General features: G+C 66.6%; 13 protein-coding genes. 8 read left to right on the top strand and 5 right to left on the bottom strand.

What is annotated here, in order from left to right; genetic code table 11:
• Positions 1–37 precede the first annotated feature (37 nt).
• On the top strand, positions 38–1,945 hold the full coding sequence (locus tag ACH49N_RS13755; RefSeq protein ID WP_250768755.1) for an ABC transporter ATP-binding protein: 1,908 nt from the start codon (positions 38–40) through the stop codon (positions 1,943–1,945).
• Here ACH49N_RS13755 and ACH49N_RS13750 read toward each other — a convergent pair.
• Positions 1,935–3,323: a phosphotransferase gene (locus tag ACH49N_RS13750; protein ID WP_317767942.1), complete on the bottom strand. Its 1,389-nt coding sequence runs from the start codon at positions 3,321–3,323 to the stop codon at positions 1,935–1,937. The genes ACH49N_RS13755 and ACH49N_RS13750 overlap by 11 nt on opposite strands.
• On the bottom strand, positions 3,320–5,155 hold the full coding sequence (gene treS, locus ACH49N_RS13745) for a maltose alpha-D-glucosyltransferase (RefSeq protein WP_213577102.1): 1,836 nt from the start codon (positions 5,153–5,155) through the stop codon (positions 3,320–3,322). The genes ACH49N_RS13750 and treS overlap by 4 nt, the downstream gene beginning before the upstream one ends.
• 192 nt (positions 5,156–5,347) lie before the next feature.
• Between treS and ACH49N_RS13740 the strand changes: the two genes are divergently transcribed.
• Together ACH49N_RS13740 and ACH49N_RS13735 are read left to right on the top strand one after the other, a co-directional pair.
• Complete coding sequence (locus ACH49N_RS13740) at positions 5,348–5,893, top strand: DUF664 domain-containing protein (protein WP_250768749.1); 546 nt, start codon at positions 5,348–5,350, stop codon at positions 5,891–5,893.
• A 79-nt stretch (positions 5,894–5,972) separates the two neighbouring features.
• Positions 5,973–6,605: a hypothetical protein gene (locus ACH49N_RS13735; protein WP_201453446.1), complete on the top strand. Its 633-nt coding sequence runs from the start codon at positions 5,973–5,975 to the stop codon at positions 6,603–6,605.
• 46 nt (positions 6,606–6,651) lie between these two features.
• On the opposite strand, the gene ACH49N_RS13730 is transcribed toward ACH49N_RS13735, so the two are convergent.
• Positions 6,652–8,415, bottom strand: coding sequence for a DEAD/DEAH box helicase (locus ACH49N_RS13730; protein ID WP_159925495.1), 1,764 nt, complete (start codon positions 8,413–8,415; stop codon positions 6,652–6,654).
• A 108-nt stretch (positions 8,416–8,523) separates the two neighbouring features.
• Between ACH49N_RS13730 and ACH49N_RS13725 the strand changes: the two genes are divergently transcribed.
• The 4 genes from ACH49N_RS13725 (at position 8,524) to ACH49N_RS13710 (ending at position 12,780) form a co-directional block, all read left to right on the top strand.
• The gene (locus ACH49N_RS13725; protein WP_358272903.1) at positions 8,524–9,321 is read left to right on the top strand and encodes a carbon-nitrogen hydrolase family protein; all 798 of its coding nucleotides are present in this window, start codon (positions 8,524–8,526) and stop codon (positions 9,319–9,321) included.
• 69 nt (positions 9,322–9,390) lie between these two features.
• Positions 9,391–10,020, top strand: coding sequence for a phosphoribosyltransferase (locus tag ACH49N_RS13720; RefSeq protein ID WP_159925491.1), 630 nt, complete (start codon positions 9,391–9,393; stop codon positions 10,018–10,020).
• Positions 10,021–10,119: 99 nt separating this feature from the next.
• Positions 10,120–10,824: a heme peroxidase gene (locus ACH49N_RS13715; RefSeq protein WP_159925489.1), complete on the top strand. Its 705-nt coding sequence runs from the start codon at positions 10,120–10,122 to the stop codon at positions 10,822–10,824.
• A gap of 138 nt (positions 10,825–10,962) precedes the next feature.
• Entirely contained in the window at positions 10,963–12,780 is a 1,818-nt protein-coding gene (locus tag ACH49N_RS13710) for a long-chain fatty acid--CoA ligase (protein WP_159925487.1), read from the top strand.
• Positions 12,781–12,831: 51 nt separating this feature from the next.
• Here the strand turns inward: ACH49N_RS13710 and ACH49N_RS13705 are convergent, their stop codons facing one another.
• The gene (locus ACH49N_RS13705; RefSeq protein WP_159925485.1) at positions 12,832–13,452 is read right to left on the bottom strand and encodes an alpha/beta hydrolase; all 621 of its coding nucleotides are present in this window, start codon (positions 13,450–13,452) and stop codon (positions 12,832–12,834) included.
• 78 nt (positions 13,453–13,530) lie between these two features.
• On the opposite strand from ACH49N_RS13705, the gene ACH49N_RS13700 reads away from it, so the two are divergent.
• The gene (locus ACH49N_RS13700; RefSeq protein WP_250768740.1) at positions 13,531–17,013 is read left to right on the top strand and encodes a bifunctional RecB family nuclease/DEAD/DEAH box helicase; all 3,483 of its coding nucleotides are present in this window, start codon (positions 13,531–13,533) and stop codon (positions 17,011–17,013) included.
• On the opposite strand, the gene ACH49N_RS13695 is transcribed toward ACH49N_RS13700, so the two are convergent.
• A complete protein-coding gene (locus tag ACH49N_RS13695; protein ID WP_159927526.1) occupies positions 16,998–18,176 on the bottom strand; it encodes an amino acid deaminase/aldolase in 1,179 nt (392 codons plus the stop codon). The genes ACH49N_RS13700 and ACH49N_RS13695 overlap by 16 nt on opposite strands.
• Between the last annotated feature and the right edge of the window lie 89 nt (positions 18,177–18,265).

Here is an 18,265-nt window from a genome sequence, read left to right as displayed (position 1 = left end):
CGCTCTACCGTGTGGGTAGCGACAGGAGGCCGCCGGCATGAGCATGGAAGTCACAGCGTGGAACGCGATGTACAACGCGATGCACGCCCAAGAGGATCGTCGACCGTTCTCGCGCACCACGTTGCGGCGGATCGCCCGCTTCGCCGCGCCGCACCGACGGAGCCTGGCGTGGTACCTCCTGCTCAGCGTGATCACCGCGGCGCTGGCCGTGGCCACACCGGTGCTCGCCGGCCGAGTGGTGGAGGCGATCATCGACGGCGACGCCGTGTCCGCCGTGGTCCGTCTGGCCGGGCTCATCGCGCTCATCGCCGTCCTCGAGGCCGCGCTGGGCCTGTGGACGCGATGGTTGTCGGCCAGCATCGGCGAGAACCTGATCCTCGATCTACGAACCGCGGTGTTCGACCACGTGCAGCGCATGCCCATCGCGTTCTTCACCCGCACCCGCACAGGTGCCCTCGTGAGCCGCCTCAACAACGACGTGATCGGAGCGCAGCGCGCGTTCAGTGACACGCTCTCCGGTGTCGCCGCCAACCTCGTGACGCTCGGTATCACCCTCATCGTCATGATCGGAATCTCCTGGCAGATCACCCTCCTCGCGCTGCTGCTGCTGCCGATCTTCGTGTTGCCCGCCCGCCGGATGGGTGCCAAGCTCGCGCAGCTCAACCGGGAGGCCGCCAACTACAACTCGGTCATGAGCACCCAGATGACCGAACGGTTCTCGGCACCGGGAGCCACCCTCGTGAAGCTGTTCGGCCGTCCGTCGGAGGAGTCCGCCGAATTCGCGGTGCGGGCACGGCGGGTCCGCAACATCGGGGTCCGCACGGCGATGTTGCAGTCGGTGTTCGTCACCGCACTCACCCTGGTGTCGGCGTTGGCGCTGGCCCTCGTCTACGGTCTCGGCGGGTTCTACGCATTGCGCGGTCAGCTCGACGCCGGCGCCGTCGTCGCCATGGCGATGCTCCTCACCCGGTTGTACTCACCGCTCACCGCGCTCGCCAGTGCCCGCGTCGACGTGATGAGCGCGCTCGTCAGTTTCGAGCGCGTCTTCGAGGTTCTGGATCTGCAGCCGCTGATCCAGGAAAAACCCGACGCCACGGTAGTGCCCGACGGCCCCGTGTCGGTGGAATTCCGGAATGTGGAGTTCGCCTATCCGGCCGCCGACAAGGTGTCGCTGGCATCCCTCGAGGAGGTCGCGACCCTCGACACCCGGGAGGGCGTCGAGGTGCTGCACGGGGTGTCGTTCCGCGCCGAACCCGGCCAGATGGTCGCCTTGGTGGGATCGTCTGGAGCGGGAAAGTCCACCATTGCCCAGCTCGTCCCGCGGCTCTACGACGTGGATGCCGGAGTGGTCGAACTCGGCGGTGTCGATGTCCGGGATCTCACCGCCGACTCCGTCCGCGCCACCGTCGGCATGGTGACGCAGGACGGGCACCTCTTCCATGACACCGTCCGCGCCAACCTCCTGCTCGCCCGCCCGGGCGCCTCCGCCGCCGAACTGGACGAGGTGCTGGAACGGGCCAGGCTCACCGAACTGGTCGCAGCACTGCCCGACGGCCTCGACACGGTGGTCGGCGAACGTGGCTATCGGCTCTCCGGCGGTGAGCGACAACGACTGACCATCGCCCGACTGCTGCTCGCCCATCCGCGCGTCGTCATCCTCGACGAGGCCACCGCGCATCTCGATTCGACGTCGGAGGCGGCGGTGCAGGAGGCATTGGGCGAGGCACTGGCCGGACGAACCGCCGTGGTGATCGCACACCGGCTCTCCACCGTCCGCGCCGCCGACCTGATTCTCGTGATCGAGGCCGGACGAGTCGTCGAACGCGGCACCCACAGCGAACTCCTCGCCCTGGGTGGCCGCTACCAGGAGCTGTACCGCACCCAGTTCGACACGGGTACCCAGTCGTCGCCCACCCTGACGGAGGTCATCTCGGCTACGACGTAAGCCGGCGGATCGCGCCGAGGGGCAACGACATCCACCGCGGGCGGTTCCGGGCCTCGTACACCACTTCGTACACGGCCTTGTCCAGTTCGTAGGCGCGAAGCAGGACTGATGAAGACCGAGGGTCGTCACCGGCGACCGAGGTATATCCCTCGCAGAAGGCCGTTCCGTTGCGGTGGGCCCACTCACGCGCGCGGAACTCGCGCTGCGACGCTGCCGCTTCCGTCACGGAGTCGGCGAGCAGGTGATGTGCGGCGTAATCGAAGGAACGCAGCATGCCAGCGACGTCGCGCAGGCGGCTGTCCGGTTCCCGCCGCTCGGTCAGCGTCTTGGCAGGTTCTCCCTCGAAGTCGATGAGCAACCACCGTTCGGGGGTTCGGAGCACCTGGCCGAGGTGGAGGTCGCCGTGGATCCGCTGGACCGTGATGCTCCCCAGCGACTCGGCCTCCGCGTACCGTTCCCGAATGGCGGGGGCCACTTCCGCCAACTCGGGAACGACCTCGGTAGCCGCCTCCAGACGGCGCAGCATTGCCGCCACCGTCGTGGACGTGACTGCCTTGTCCTCGGTGCCGAGCGCCCGCGCGAGGGTGGCGTGCACCTCGGCGACCGCAGCGCCCATGCGATACGACTCCCCCGCGAAGTCCGTCCCGACCTCGTCTGCGCGGAGGTCCGCCTCCATGAGAAGGTCGCGCACGCTCCCGAGTGCCATGGTCCACCCGTCCGCGGAATTGGCGGCGAAGTCCTGGACCATCGCCAGGGTCGTTTCGATGCCTTCCACGTCGGATTCGATCCACGCGCGCAAGGTGGCCACGTACTCGCTGCCTGCCTCGCCGAGTACCCGGTGCATCTCCACGTCCGGGTTCGTCCCCGGGGTCACGAGGCGGAAGATCTTCATCAGCAACTTGTCGCCGAGCACCACGGACGTATTCGATTGTTCAGCGCCGAGGGTCCGCCCCTTCAGGCCGGGTTCGATGACGCTTCCGGGAGCGGTCCGCAGCCGGATCGGCCCCGAGCCCTGCGGCGACGCGAGCCGTTCCGCGTAGAGATCGATCACTTCGGCGTCGTGCAGGCCGTCGTAGGCGAACCATTCCGAACCGACATCTCCGTCGGGCGCAGGTAGCGCCCAGGGCACCAGGTCTTCGGGAAGGTGACTGCGGAAACCGAGCGGCACCTGATAGACCTGCGGTGGCCCGGTCTCGAAGTCCACCGAGACCAGGAGGTGATCGACCGCGAACCCCGGCACACCGGCGAGAGTCTGGCGCAGCAGGATCCGGACACCGGAAATGGTGTTCCCCTTGGCAGCGAACCAGCGGCGCTCGGGTAGCCATCGAGCGAGCTGGGGCTCGAGGATGTGGTCGGGGATTGTCGTCGGTTGATTCACGGCTGTACCGCCTGTTCTGCCTCGCTGCTCACCGGGTGACCGTCTGTCACTCCGCCGTCCCGTGGATCCGGTTGCAGGGCAAACCAGAAGAAGCCGTGCCCCGGCAATGTGACCATGTATCCGTCGTCCGTGATCGGCGGGAACGGAACCGATCCGGTGAGTTCCACCGGGATGCGACCGGCGTATTGCGACAAGTCGAGGATCACCGCCTGCGGATATCTCGACAGGTTGTTGACACACAGGATGACATCCGCGGGTGCGCCTTCCGAGCTGGGCGGCGTTTCCCGCACATAGGACAACACGGCCGGGTTGGCGCTGCCCAGTTCGGTGAACGAGGCGGTACCGAACGCCGGATGCTGTTTCCGCACCTGGATCATTCGCCGCGTCCAGTGGAGCAGGCTGTTGGTCGAGTTCATCTGCGCTTCGACGTTCACCGACTGATATCCGTACGTGGGGTCCATGATGACCGGCAGATACATTCGGGCCGGATCCGCGCGGGAGAACCCGGCGTTGCGGTCGGGCGTCCACTGCATGGGAGTACGGACGGAATCCCGATCACCCAGCCAGATGTTGTCGCCCATACCGATCTCGTCGCCGTAGTACAGGACGGGAGAGCCCGGCAGGCTGAGTAGCAGTGCCGTGAAGAGCTCGAGCTGGTTGCGATCGTTCTCGAGCAGCGGCGCGAGACGACGGCGAATACCGATGTTCGCCTTCATCCGCGGGTCCTGTGCGTATTCGGCATACATGTAGTCGCGCTCCTCGTCGGACACCATCTCGAGCGTCAACTCGTCATGATTTCGCAAGAAGATTCCCCACTGGCACGAACTGGGAATGGGTGGTGTCTGCGCGAGAATCTCCGAGATCGGGAAGCGGTTCTGTCGGCGCACGGCCATGAAGATTCGCGGCATCAGCGGGAAGTGGAACGCCATGTGGCATTCGTCGCCGACGTCCGGTTCGCCGAAGTACTCGACCACGTCGGAGGGCCACTGATTCGCCTCGGCGAGCAGCGCGCGGCCCGGGTACTCGGCGTCCATCACGGCCCGGCACTTCTTCAGGAATGCGTGCGTCTCGGGCAGGTTCTCGCAGTTGGTGCCTTCACGCTCGAACAGGTACGGGACGGCATCCAACCGGAATCCGTCGATACCGAGGTCCAGCCAGAACCGGAGCACGTCGATCATGGCGTCCTGAACTTCGGGATTGTCATAGTTCAGGTCCGGCTGGTGGGAGAAGAAGCGATGCCAGTAGTACTGTTTGCGCACCGGATCCCACGTCCAGTTGGATGTCTCGGTGTCGACGAAAATGATTCGCGCGTCCGGATATCCTTCGTCGGTGTCGGACCACACGTAGAAGTCGCCGTACGGGCCGTCGGGGTCGCTGCGCGACTCCTGGAACCAGGCGTGCGTGTCGGACGTGTGGTTCATGACGAGATCGGTGATCACCCGGATCCCGCGCCGGTGCGCCTCGTCGAAGAGGTGAACGAAGTCCTCGACTGTACCGAATTCCGGTAATACAGCACGGAAGTCACGGATGTCGTAGCCGCCGTCACGCAATGGGGAGTCGTAGAAGGGCGGCAACCACAGGCAGTCGACACCGAGCCAGGACAGATAGTCGAGCTTGGCGGTCAACCCCTCGAGGTCGCCGGTGCCGTCTCCGGAAGAGTCGTAGAAGGCGCGGACCAGGACCTCGTAGAACACTGCGGTTTTGAACCACTCGTGGTCGACCGTCAGTTCCCGGGCATGGGAGAAATCTTCGGACCGTGCCTCGACGATGTGGCCCTCCAGGTCGTGTTCCGGCTCGGCGTTGACGGAGGGCGACGGTTCTTCCAGGGGCATTAGCACCTCGGTATGCGACTCGATCACAGGAACCGCGAGGTTCCTCGGACACTTCCTCGATCGTAGGGCGGGTCAGCCTGAAGCGCTCGGAACGCGGGCAGCGGAGCGTCCCCGGAAGAGGCCGGCAACTTTCCTTGACTTCGACGGTAAACGCGGACAGAAGGTGTCCTCTATCGGCGCGAGACTGTGTTCATGAACGAGACGACGCACAACGACATTTCCGACGAACGCAGCCTGCTGCTGCTCCTACTCGAGCATCAGCGCACCGCGTTTCGCAACGCCATGTCGGGCCTGACAGAGGAGCAGGCGCGCAGCGTGCCCAGCGCGAGTGAGATGAGTCTGTCCTCACTCCTCAAACACGTGATCGACGGGGAGGAATCGATGACGGCCCGCGTTCTGGGAACACCGCGCGCCGAGGGGTCCGACCCGGTTGCCGCATGGACGGCTGCCTGGAATGTCGCCGAGGACGAAACCGTCGAAGTACTCCTCGCCCGGCTCGACCGAGCCGGGCGAACCACGGAGGCCGCGATCGCCGCGGAACCCGATCTCGGCAGGGACGTCCACCTGCCCGCCGACGTGGCGAAATGGATGACGCCGGGTGTTGTTTTCACTGTCCGCTTCATGCTCGTCCACCAGCTCGAGGAGATGGCCCGCCATGCCGGGCATGCCGACATCATCCGACAGTCCATCGACGGTGCACGGGCCGATACCCTGGCCGGCGGCACCGCCTGGTCCTGACGGGCGCGCAGTGCTCGGGTAGATTCACCGCTCGGACGGCGCTGCAGAGCCGCCCGAGGAGCGACGACGAGGAGTTCAGGTGGACGGTGTCAGCGGAACGCGGCGTGTGGTCGCCGCAGCAGCGGTCGGCATTGTGGCGACTTTCGGTCTGTCAGGAACGGCGTCGGCCCAGCCCTCGGCACCGAGTGTTCCCGGACTGGCGGAATTGCGCGCCCAGGCGGACAGGCCCGGTGAGCAGGTCGCGGTCGAGGCCCTGGCCTCGTCCACGGCGCTTCGGGACGTGGCCGGGACACACACCCCGTTCCTGTACACGGCACCGACAGTGGGCTGCGGCACCGTCGCCCCGGTCACGCTCACCCTGGCCTCGGGAACCACCGACCCCGCCGCCGCGGCGATCAGCTTCCAGGCGCTCTCCGCCTACCCCGGCGTCGTCCAGTCGTCCGGGCTCACCGTCGCGTGGATCAACACCAATACCGGCGCCAGCGGCATCCTGCCGCTCGACGGCGTCACCGAGGGCGGCTACCCGTCGCTGTCGAAGGTTGTGGCCACCGGACCGGGCACCGTCGTTGCGTCGATCTTCGGCACCGTCGGCTACACCGGCGCCACCTGTTATGTACTGCCCACCGTGGGGACGTTCCTCGTTCCCACCGAGGGTCCTCTACCCGCCGACGCGGCCGGTCAGCCGGCGCCGGCTCCCGCTCCCCCGGCGTAATGACCGGGGGCTCGGCAGGGCCTCTTCTCGGCGAGCCGCGCGGGTACTACTCGCGCGGCTTTCTTCTACTGTCGCGGTCACGCTGGAACTTGCCGGCGTCGCGGTCGCCCCGGGCAGGCCTTCCCGACGGTGGGCCGGAGTCGGGCTGAAGCTGGATCAGCACACCGGAGATGCGGGTGCGCCGCAGGGCCTCGAGCGTCTCCCGGGACAGGTCTGCTGGTAGTTCCACCAGGCTGTGATCGGGACGGATGCTGATGTGCCCGAAATCGCTGCGCCGCAGCCCACCCTCGTTGGCGATGGCACCCACGATGGCGCCGGGCACCACACGATGCCGCTTCCCCACCGCGATGCGATAGGTGGCGAGTTCCTGACCCTCCGGGCCCCGCGACCGGGTGGGCGGGCCGTCGTCGAATCGACGGGCCGGACGCTCCCGGGGTTCGCGAGGTTCACGCTCGCGACGCGGCGGAGGCGGCGGTTCGGGTGACATCAGGAATGCATCACCGTCGCGCGACTGCACCGCGAGCGCTGCTGCGATGTCGGCGAGCGGCACGTCGTGCTCCTGCTCGTAGTCCTCGATCATCTTGCGGAACAACGCAAGGTTGTCGGAGGTGAGGCTCTCGGTGATGGAGTCGCCGAACTTCGCGACGCGCTGCGCGTTGACGTCGTCGACGCTCGGAAGCTGCATCTCTGCCAGCGGCTGGCGTGTTGCCTTCTCGATCGCCTTGAGGAGGTGCCGTTCCCGGGGTGCGACGAACAACAGAGCCTCGCCCGCGCGTCCTGCTCGACCGGTACGGCCGATGCGGTGCACGTAGGACTCCGTGTCGTGCGGGATGTCGTAGTTGACCACGTGAGAGATGCGGTCGACATCGAGACCGCGGGCAGCGACGTCGGTGGCGACAAGGATGTCGAGAGCACCACTCTTGAGCTGGCCGATGGTTCGTTCACGCTGCGCCTGCACGATGTCGCCGTTGATCGCGGCAGCCGAGAACCCACGGGCGCGCAGGCGTTCGGCGAGATCTTCCGTGGCCTGCTTGGTGCGCACGAAGATGATCATGGCCTCGAACGACTCCACCTCGAGAACACGAGTGAGGGCGTCGAGCTTGCGCTGATGCGCCACCTGCACGTACCGCTGCGAGATGTTGGACGCGGTGGACGTCTTCGACTTCACCGTGATCTCGATGGGATCGTGCAGATACTGCTTGGAAATTTTGCGGATCGCGCCCGGCATGGTGGCCGAGAACAACGCCACCTGTTTCTGTTCCGGCGTATCGGACAGGATCCGTTCGACGTCCTCCTGGAAGCCCATCTTCAGCATCTCGTCGGCCTCGTCGAGGACGAGGTACGACAGCTTGGACAGGTCGAGCGTGCCCTTTTCCAGGTGGTCGATGACCCGGCCGGGCGTGCCGACGACGACGTGGGCGCCGCGGCGCAGCCCGGACAACTGGACGCCGTAGCTCTGGCCGCCGTAGATCGGCAGCACATGAAGACCCGGAATATGGGTCGCGTACTTACCGAACGCCTCCGCGACCTGCAGAGCCAGCTCACGCGTCGGTGCGAGCACCAGGGCCTGCGGCGACTTCTGGGTGAGGTCGATCCGGGAGAGGATCGGAACCGCGAACGCGGCAGTTTTGCCGGTACCGGTCTGGGCCAGTCCGACGACGTCGTTACCTGCGAGCAGAGGCGGGATGGTGGCTGCCTGGATCGGCGAGGGCGACTCGTAGCCCACATCGGACAGTGCCTTCAAGACCCGATCATCGATGTCGAGGTCGGCAAAAGTGGGCGGTTCGGGTTCACGTTCGATATCACTCATTGACCAGCAGTTTAGTGCACGACTCGGCGCCGCAGCGCCATGCCGGGTAAATACGCGGCCACCGGCACGGGAGACACCTGTGCCGGGTCGTCGCCTAGCGTGGACGGCATGGTCGATGTCGCCGTCATTCAGTTCGCCCCCGGTCAGGACAAGCAGGAGAACGCGAGCACCCTTCGCAGGCTGGCCACCGAGGCGTCGGGTCGCGGCGCACAGGTGGTCGTGGCCCCCGAGTACGCGATGTTCACGGCTCCGCGGACGGACCACCGACTCGTGGAGTCGGCGGAGGGACTGGACGGCACGTTCGTGACAGCGCTGGCCGAGACCGCCGCCCAGCTGCAGATACACCTGGTGGCCGGAGTCAACGAATTGCTGCCCGGCGACGACCACATCTCCAACACGTTGGTGGCTCTCGGCCCGACGGGAGACATCGTTGCCACGTACCGCAAGCTGCACCTCTACGACGCCTTCGGGTACAAGGAATCGGAGGTGATCCGCGCGGGCGAGATCGGGACCCCCGAGACGTTCGCCGTCGACGGTCTCACCTTCGGGATGCAGACTTGCTACGACCTTCGATTCCCGGAGGTCACCCGCCGCATCGTCGACGCAGGCACCGACGTCCTGCTCCTCCCTGCGCAGTGGGTGCCGGGACCGCTCAAGGAGGATCACTGGTCCACACTCGTGCGGGCACGAGCGATCGAGAACACCATCTACGTGGCCGCGGCCGACCAGAGCGCGCGCACGGGGGCCGGAGCCAGCATGATCGTCGATCCCATGGGTGTGACCGTCGCTGCGCTCGGCGAACGGGTGGGTACCGCCATCGCCACGGTGACCGCGGAACGCATCACCGAGGTGCGCGAGAAGAACCCCGCGCTCGCCCTGCGGAGATTCACCGTCACGGAGATCTGAGTTGTATTTCCGCGCCCGGAAGTGGAGTAGTTTCGAAGACGAACCGTTCTTCCCGATTCGGAGCGTTCGATGCAGTACACCAGTCGGGCGGACGCCGGTCGTCGGCTGGCCGCCTCACTCGAGCATCTACGCGGAAACGACCTGGTGGTCCTGGGCCTGCCGCGCGGCGGCGTCCCTGTCGCCTTCGAGGTCGCCGCGGCGCTCGCCGCCCCCCTCGATGTGGTTCTCGTACGCAAACTCGGTGTCCCCTGGCAGCCCGAACTCGCGATGGGCGCGATCGGCGAAGGAGACGCCCGGGTCGTCAACGACGACGTGCTTCGGATCGCCCGGGTCAGCAAGACAGCCCTCGCCATGGTCGAGGCCAAGGAGCGCCGGGAACTCGAGCGTCGAGCGCAGGTGTTGCGCGGCGGCAGGAACCGCGTGCCGATACGAGGACGCACCGCCGTCATAGTCGACGACGGCATGGCGACCGGTGCGACGGCGGCTGTGGCCTGCCAGTTCGTCAAGAAGTCGGGGGCGTCGCGCATCGTCGTCGCGGTTCCGGTGGCCGCGCCCGAGGCCGTCTCCCGTCTGCGCGTCACGGCCGACGAGGTGGTCTGCCCGTACACCCCATTCGACCTCGGTGGCGTTGGCAACGCCTACGACGACTTCCATCAACTTGCAGACAGCGAGGTCACAGACCTGCTCGCCACGATATGACAGTCGTTCTCGAGTAAATCTCAGCGAGAGTGCAACGTTCCTGGAGTGACGGTCGATACACCGGACAGAGCACAGAACAGACTGCCTTTGGAGGATCTCGTGACCGTCTCTGCCGATACCGTCGAAACCGTGGTGGCCGCATGTCGCGACCGGCTGGGTGATCCGTCCGGCTGGGTCACCTCTGATGTCTATCGGCACAGCCTCGCCCTGTGCATCATCGAGTCCGTGCAGTCGAGCGCGGGACACAGCGAGGTCGCCGTCGTCGATCGGTATCTGGCGTACCGCCGGGCGGACGCCGGACGGCCGCTCACCGACGGTGCCCGTGACCTGCTCCGCACGTTCGAGGAGGCAGGCAGTTCGGATCAGTGGGCCGGCAAGGTCGGCTCCTACAAGCGCCGCTACACCGCGACGGGTGTGCCGATCGAGGCACGCCACATCCAGCAGGCAGCCGAGCGACTACACCAGCTCCGCGTCAACAGCATCGACGACCTCCTCGAGGCCGCTCGGGACGAGGCGGCGCTGGAGCAGATCCATCAGGCCTGGGTCGACGTGTGCGGTGAGAACAGCGACGTCACGTGGGCGCACTTCCTGATGCTCGCGGGAATCCCCGGGGTGCGACCCAACCGGGTGGCGGAGGTCTTCGTCAACGGCGCCCTGGGCATCTCGGAGGCGACCGATGCCGGTGCCGCGGACGAAATCCTCGAGGCCACCGCGACCGAGCTCGGGGTCGACCCCGAGCAGCTCGACTACGCGATCCGGCGGTGGCTTGCGGCCAATTCTCGCCGCCTCGACGACGTCGCGTAGATACCAGTTTACGTCTGGTTACACATATTCTCGCAGGTCAGAAGCAACTTACCCAAAACGGACATCGGCGCTAGTGCGAAACCCGGACAATTGTGATCGAATGCACATCCGTCATGTTGTTTCAGTGGAGGGGTCATAGTGCGAGAGTTTTCGGTACCGCAGTCGTTCTCAATTCCGGAGGACGCCTCTATGGCCGACTCGGTCTTCCGTCATGCCGAGGAGGATCCGACGTTCGTACCGTTCAAGCGTCCGAGTAACGGCGGCTGGACGGACGTCACCGCCGCCGAGTTCGCGAAGCAGGTCTCGGCAGTCGCGAAGGGTCTGATCGCGTCCGGCATCGAACTCGGTGATCGTGTCGCAATCCTGTCCGCGACCCGGTACGAGTGGGTTGTCATCGACTACGCGATCTGGACGGCCGGCGGTTGCACCGTCGCCATCTACGAGACGTCCGCGCCCGATCAGGCCAAGTGGATCCTCGAGGATTCCGGCACATCGCTGCTCGTCGTCGAGAACGCCAAGCACGCGCAGGCCCTGCGGGTCGTCACCGACGAAGCCGCGGATCTGCGGGAGGTGCTGCAGATCGATGCCGGGGCGAGCGAAGCGACGGGAGAATCCTCCGGGGCTATCGAGGAACTGACGAAGCGTGGGCAGAGCGTCACGGACGAGCAGTTGCACGAACGTCGTCACCAGGTGCGAGCATCGTCGCCCGCCACCCTCATCTACACCTCGGGCACCACAGGCCGGCCCAAGGGCGTGCAGTTGACGCACGCCAATTTCTACGCCGAGTCCGCTGCCGTGAAGCTGGCGCTCTCCGATGCGATGTACGCGGGCCGCCGCACTCTGATGTTCCTGCCGCTCGCGCACGTCTTCGCCCGCGCCATCTCGTTCGGCGCCTTCGACGCGAAGGTCACCGTTGCACACACCGCGGATCTGACGACGCTGCTCGACCAGTTCGCCGCGTTCAAGCCGCACTTCATCCTTTCGGTTCCCCGCGTGTTCGAGAAGGTCTACAACTCCGCGAAGCAGAAGGCGTACGACGGCGGTAAGGGCAGCATCTTCGAGAAGGCGTCCGCCACCGCCATCGCGTACAGCGAGGCTCAGGACAAGGGTGGCGCGGGCCTCGGGCTCAAGCTCAAGCACGCCCTGTTCGACAAGCTGGTGTACTCGAAGCTGCGCACCGCGCTCGGTGGCGAATGCGACCGCGCCGTCTCCGGTGGTGCGGCTCTCGGTGCCCGGCTCGGCCACTTCTTCCGTGGCGTCGGCATTCCCGTGTACGAGGGTTACGGCCTCACCGAGACCAGCGCCGCCATCTCCGTGAACACAACGTCCGCGCAGAAGGTCGGCACGGTCGGGAAGCCGATCGACGGCCATGCCGCGAAGATCGGGGAGGACGGTGAGCTGCTCGTCAAGGGACCCGTCGTCTTCAGTGGGTACTGGCACAACGACCAGGCCACCGCCGACTCGATCCGCGACGGCTGGTTCCACACAGGTGACCTCGGGTCGATCGACGAAGAGGGATTCATCTCGATCACCGGCCGCAAGAAGGAAATCATCGTCACCGCCGGCGGCAAGAATGTGGCGCCGGCGGTCCTCGAGGACGCCCTTCGCGCACATCCGCTGATCAGCCAGTGCCTCGTGGTCGGTGACGGTAAACCGTTCATCGGGGCGCTCATCACCCTCGACGCCGAGACCCTCCCCGGCTGGAAGGAACGTCACGGGCTGGCCGCCGACACCCCGGTGTCCGAACTGGTCAAGAACCCGGACCTGGTCGCCGAGATCGACGAGGCCGTGGCCGAGGGCAACAAGAAGGTGTCCAACCCGGAACGGATCAAGAAGTACCGGATCCTCGAGGTCGACTTCTCGCAGGAAACCGGCGAACTCACCCCCACGCTGAAGCTCAAGCGCAACGTCATCCACAAGGAACACGGCGCGGCCATCGAGGCCATCTACGCGTAAGCGGCTCCGCCGCCCGTGAGTGGCCGAGGAGTGCATCGACTCCTCGGCCACTCACGTGCGCGTAGCGCCCAAGATGAAGTCGCGTACCACCGCGGTGACAGCGGGGTGAACCTTCTCGTGCAGTAGGTCGTGGCCGGCGTCGTCGAACTCCCGGAACTCGAGGCCGGCGATTCCCGTCGCCCATGTCCGGATCGGGTCGATGGGTGCGATGCGGTCGTCCACGCCGTGCACCACGAGCAGCGGCATCTCGAGAACGCCCAACATATCCGCCGTCTGCGCCGCGGCGGCGGACTTCGGTGTCCCGCACAGAATCGCACACCGGAAGCCCGCGTTCCCACGCGCGAGGAGTTCCATCGAGACGGCGGCACCCAGCGAATGTCCCATCAACGCCGTCGGGACGTGCGGTGCGCCTTCTTCGGCGAGGGCGGTGAGGAGCGCGCCGTCCTCGGCCAGTTCCGCGACGGATCCCGGCTGGTCGCCTTCGGACAGGCCGTGTCCCGCCTGGTCGATGCCCCACACGCCGATACCTGCCGACGTCAGGGCGCGCGCGAAGCGATGGTAGTGACCCGTGTGCTGACCCATCCCGTGCAGGAACACGAGCTGGGCGACCGGATTGTCGGCCGGCCAATGCCGGTAGTGCACTCGCCCGGAGTGGCCGTCGAAGAAAGGCATGGCTGCCATTCTGGGGCTGTCACACCCCGATGGCACAATCGGGCGCGTGAACTCACCGGCAGAACTGGGGACATAGCTGTGTTCCTCCTCGACGACACGATCGTCTACAGCGCGAGTGATCTCGCCGCGGCTGCCACGTGCGAGTTCGCCTTGCTGCGTCGACTGGACGCCACCCTCGGGTTCGCGGCGGCCGGCGCGGCCTGCTCCCCTTCCGACGATCCCATGCTGCGGCGCACCTCCAGCCTCGGTGACGCACACGAACACCGCAGGCTCGAGCAGTTCCGCACTGCCTTCGGCGACGGAGTGGTCACGATCGATCGGCCCGACTACACCGCGCTCGGCTTGTTCGAGGCCAATTCCGCTACCGTCGAGGCGATCCGGGCCGGTGCCGACGTCGTGTACCAGGGAACGTTCTTCGACGGCCGCTTCCTGGGTTTCTGCGACTTTCTCATCCGGGACGGCGACACGTACGCCGTCTACGACACCAAGCTTTCCCGACACGCCAAGGTGTCAGCCCTCCTGCAACTCGCCGCGTACGCGGAAGCTCTGCAGCGCAACGGTATTCCCACCTCCCCGGAGGTGCACCTGCTGCTGGGCGACGACAGCGACTCGTCGCACTCCCTCGGTGACATCGCGCCGGTGTATTCCGCCCGCCGGTCCGCCCTCGAACGGGTACTCGACGAACACCGCGACGAGCAGTCGCTCACCGAGTGGGGCGATCCCCGGTACACGGCGTGCGGCCGGTGCGACACCTGCGGGCCGGAGGTAGAGGGGCACCGCGACCTCCTGCTCGTGGCCGGGATGCGTTCGACGCAGCGGAGTCGGCTGATCGCGGGCGGTATCGACACCATCGATGCGCTTGCAGCGCACACGGGTAACGTCGACGGTCTCGCCGAGCGCAGCCTCGACTCGCTCCGCGCCCAGGCCGCGCTGCAGCTACGGCAGGAGGCGTCGGGAACACCCGAATTCGAGGTGTACTCGCCCGGCGCACTCGGCGGGTTGCCCGCACCGGACGACGGGGACATCTTCTTCGACTTCGAGGGAGACCCGCTGTGGGCCGAGGACGGCTCGTCCGACTGGGGTCTCGAGTACCTTTTCGGTGTCGTCGAGGGGCCGCCGCCGGGCGAGAAGTCCGCCGCCCCGGTGTTCCGGCCCTTCTGGGCACACAGCCGCGCCGAGGAGCGTCAGGCCCTCGTCGACTTCCTCGACTACGTCATGGAACGCCGCGCCCGCTACCCCGACATGCACATCTACCACTACGCCGCGTACGAGAAGTCGGCGCTGCTACGGCTGGCGGGGCGCCACGGAGTCGGTGAGGAGTGCGTCGACAATCTGTTGCGCGACAACGTTCTCGTCGACCTGTATCCCGTGGTCCGCTCAGCCCTGCGCATCGGCGAACGTTCCTACAGCATCAAGAAACTCGAACCGCTGTACATGCCCGAGCAGCCGCGCGACGGAGACGTCACCAATGCCGCGGCGTCCGTGGTCGCCTACGCCGATTATTGCGATCACCGTGACAACGGCCGCCTCGACGAGGCCCGCGACCTGCTGCAAGGCATCGCCGACTACAACGAGTACGACTGCGATTCCACCCTGAGATTGCGGAACTGGTTGCTGACACAGGCCGAGAAGCATGGTGTCGCTCTCCGGCCGCCGGGCGCGGCATCCTCTCCCGCCGCAGACGAGTCGACGCCCACGGAATCGGCTCTACGACAGTTCGCCGGCTCCGGACCCGGCGACACCCGCGGGCACGATCAGCAGGCGGCCGCCCTCATGGCGGCCGCGGTCGGATATCACCGCCGGGAGCGGAAGCCCTTCTGGTGGGCGCACTTCGACCGTCTCGTCGTCCCTGCCGACGAGTTGTCGGACATCCGGGACGTTCTGGTGGTCGCCACGGCCGCCGTCGAGGAGACCTGGCACAAGAGCACACCGCGGCAACGCAAGCTTCGTCGGCGCCTGAGACTCACCGGACGCTTCGGAACGGGCAGCACCGTCGGCCCCAAGACCACGATGTACGCGCTGTACGACACTCCCGCACCCGAGGCGGTCGCGGGTGACAACCCTCAGCAGAGGGGGACGTCCACCGTCAACGTGCTCGAGGTCGCCAAGGACGAGCGTCGCCGCGACGTCGTGACGGTCGAGGAGCTTCTCGGCGGCGAGGAGTATGCCGAACTGCCGGTGGCCGTCACCCCAGGTCCGCCGATCACGACGGACCGCATCGAATCGGCTATCGCGTCCGCGGCCGACACGATGTGCGAGGCCCTGCCCCACCTTCCCCTGTGCGCGTCGGCAGACATCCTGCGGCGCTTCGACCCTCGGACCCGGAGCGGACGAGCGCTTCCACCGGTTCAGGGCACCGACTACGCGGCGGCCATCACCGCCGCCCTCCTCGACCTCGACAATTCCTACGTCGCCGTCCAGGGGCCGCCGGGCACCGGCAAGACCTACACCGGCGCCCGTGTGATCAAGACTCTCGTCGAGCAACACCACTGGCGGGTGGGAGTTGTGGCGCAGTCACATTCGGTCATCGAGAACATGCTCGGCGGTATCGTCAAAGCTGGCGTGCCCGCGGAGTTGGTGGCGAAAAAGGACGGACGGCACCGCGCTGCAACGTGGACGGACATCGGCTCGAATGACTATCCCGGATTCATCGCCGAGGCGGAGACCACCGGATGCGTGATCGGCGGTACGGCCTGGGATTTCGCGAATACCGATCGGGTGCCACCCGGAAGTCTCGATCTTCTGGTGATCGACGAGGCCGGACAGTTCGCGCTGGCCAACACCATCGCGGTCGGCGGTGCTGCCCGCAACCTCCTGCTTCTCGGTGACCCGCAGCAGCTTCCGCAGGTCAGTCAGGGCACTCATCCCGAACCCGTGGACACGTCCGCGCTGGGCTGGCTCGCCGAGGGGCACGGTGCGCTGCCCCCGAGCCGGGGCTACTTCCTCGAACGCACCTGGCGGATGCACCCGCAGCTGTGCGCACCGGTGTCGGTGCTGTCGTATGACGGGAAGCTTCGGTCTCAGGAAACGGCAAGCACGGCGCGAAGACTCGACGGTATGGAACCGGGAGTGCACACGGTCATCGTCGATCATCAGGGCAATGCCACCCAATCGCCCGAGGAATCGCGGGAAGTGGTCAATCGGATCACCAAGCTGCTCGGGGCCGGGTGGACCGATCCCAGCGAGTTCGACGGCACGCGCCCACTGGACGAATCCGACATTTTGGTGGTGGCGCCGTACAACGCCCAGGTAGCGCTCATCGAGCGAGATCTCGCAGCGGTCGGACTCGACAAGGTAGAGGTGGGAACGGTCGACAAGTTCCAGGGACGCGAGGCGGCCGTCGCCATCGTGTCGATGACGGCGTCCGCGATCGAGGATGTGCCCCGCGGTATGTCGTTCCTGCTGTCCCGTAACCGGATGAATGTGGCCGTCTCCCGCGGCAAGTGGGCTGCCGTCATCGTCCGATCGGAATCCCTGACGCGGTACATGCCGAGCACACCGGAAGGGTTGACCGAACTCGGCGCCTTCATGCGCCTGTGCACGGATCAACCGAAGCATTGACCTTCGCCGCGATAGGTCGGTACCACGGTGCGGGAGCCGTCCGACTCGACGAGATGCAGCTCGGTAAATCGTTCGCACAGCTCACCCGCCTTCGCGTGTCGAAACCACACGCGGTCGCCGACCGCGAGTGACCGTGCCGCCCTCCCGGTCACGGGTGTCTGTACCTCCCCGGCACCTTCGTTGCGCAGCAGAGTCAGGCCTGACGGCCACACGGGCCGGGGCACGCGTGCGGAGCCTGCAGGCCCGGAAGCGATGTAGCCGCCGCCGAGCAAGGTGGCGATCGCGGGCGCAGGTCGGCGGACCGCAGGCAGAGCGAAGTACAGGGCGGGATGCGGGCGGAAGGACCGGTACCGGTCGAACAAGGTGGGAACGTACAGACCCGATCCGGCGGTCACCTCGGTGACCACCGGGTCTGCCGAGCTCACCTCCAGGGAGCCGGTGCCTCCGCTGTTCACGATCGAGAGGGTCCCCACAGCCGTCTGCACCGCATCCACGACGGCGCTCCGACGGGTGGCGAGTTCCTTCGCCGACGCGCGTTTCATCCATCTCACCGGCAGGCTGGAGTCGGGCAACCCGGCGATCTGGGCCTCGTAGAACATCACCCCGACGACGGTGAATCCGCGCTTGTCTGCACGGGTGGCGAGATCGGCGACCTGCGACGGTAGGCGCAGCGGTGAACGGCGTACTCCCATATGCACGGGCCCGAGGCGCAGCGACGCGTCCACGTCGATGCACAGCCTGGCGGGGACGGATTCGGTGCCTGCAGCGGCGGTGATGACGTCGAGGTGCTCGTCGCTGTCGACCATCAGCGTGATCCGGTCGAGAAGGACGGGGTCGGACGCCAGTTCGGCGAGGGCGCCGCGGTTCGCGGTGGGATATCCCATGAGGATGTCCTGGGCGCCGGAGCGGGCGAGCCACATGGCTTCGCGCAGCGAGTACGTCATGATGCCGCGAAATCCGTTGTCGGCCGTAAGACTTCGGCCGAGCGCGACCTCGAGGACCGCCCGGCAGCGTACCGACTTGCTGGCGACGCGGACCGGTGTCCCCCCGGCTCGTCGCACGAGATCCCGCGCGTTGGCGCGCAGGGTCGGTAGGTCGACCGCGGCCAACGGTGGATCGACCTCCGCCGTGGAGGCGATGAGCCGGTCGAGCGTCGAGGCGATGAGGCGGTCGAGCGTGGGGGTCACGGATCGTCCAATCGTTGCCGCGGGAGGCTGACTCGAACCGTCAGTGAACCACCGTGTTGGACGAT

The sequence above is a fragment of the Rhodococcus sp. NPDC019647 genome (assembly GCF_044389235.1).
In the GTDB taxonomy this organism is placed as follows: domain Bacteria; phylum Actinomycetota; class Actinomycetes; order Mycobacteriales; family Mycobacteriaceae; genus Rhodococcus_F; species Rhodococcus_F oxybenzonivorans.
The sequence above is the reverse complement of the archived record's forward strand: the minus strand, read 5'-3'. Positions and strand labels throughout refer to the sequence as shown.

What these genes read in the sequence shown, in the direction of transcription:
- ACH49N_RS13705 (WP_159925485.1), bottom strand. Translation starts at nt 13,452, where the DNA reads ATGCCTTTCTTCGACGGCCACTCCGGGCGAGTGCACTACCGGCATTGG.
- ACH49N_RS13730 (WP_159925495.1), bottom strand. Translation starts at nt 8,415, where the DNA reads ATGAGTGATATCGAACGTGAACCCGAACCGCCCACTTTTGCCGACCTC.
- ACH49N_RS13740 (WP_250768749.1), top strand. Translation starts at nt 5,348, where the DNA reads ATGAACGAGACGACGCACAACGACATTTCCGACGAACGCAGCCTGCTG.
- ACH49N_RS13725 (WP_358272903.1), top strand. Translation starts at nt 8,524, where the DNA reads ATGGTCGATGTCGCCGTCATTCAGTTCGCCCCCGGTCAGGACAAGCAG.
- treS (WP_213577102.1), bottom strand. Translation starts at nt 5,155, where the DNA reads ATGCCCCTGGAAGAACCGTCGCCCTCCGTCAACGCCGAGCCGGAACAC.
- ACH49N_RS13755 (WP_250768755.1), top strand. Translation starts at nt 38, where the DNA reads ATGAGCATGGAAGTCACAGCGTGGAACGCGATGTACAACGCGATGCAC.
- ACH49N_RS13720 (WP_159925491.1), top strand. Translation starts at nt 9,391, where the DNA reads ATGCAGTACACCAGTCGGGCGGACGCCGGTCGTCGGCTGGCCGCCTCA.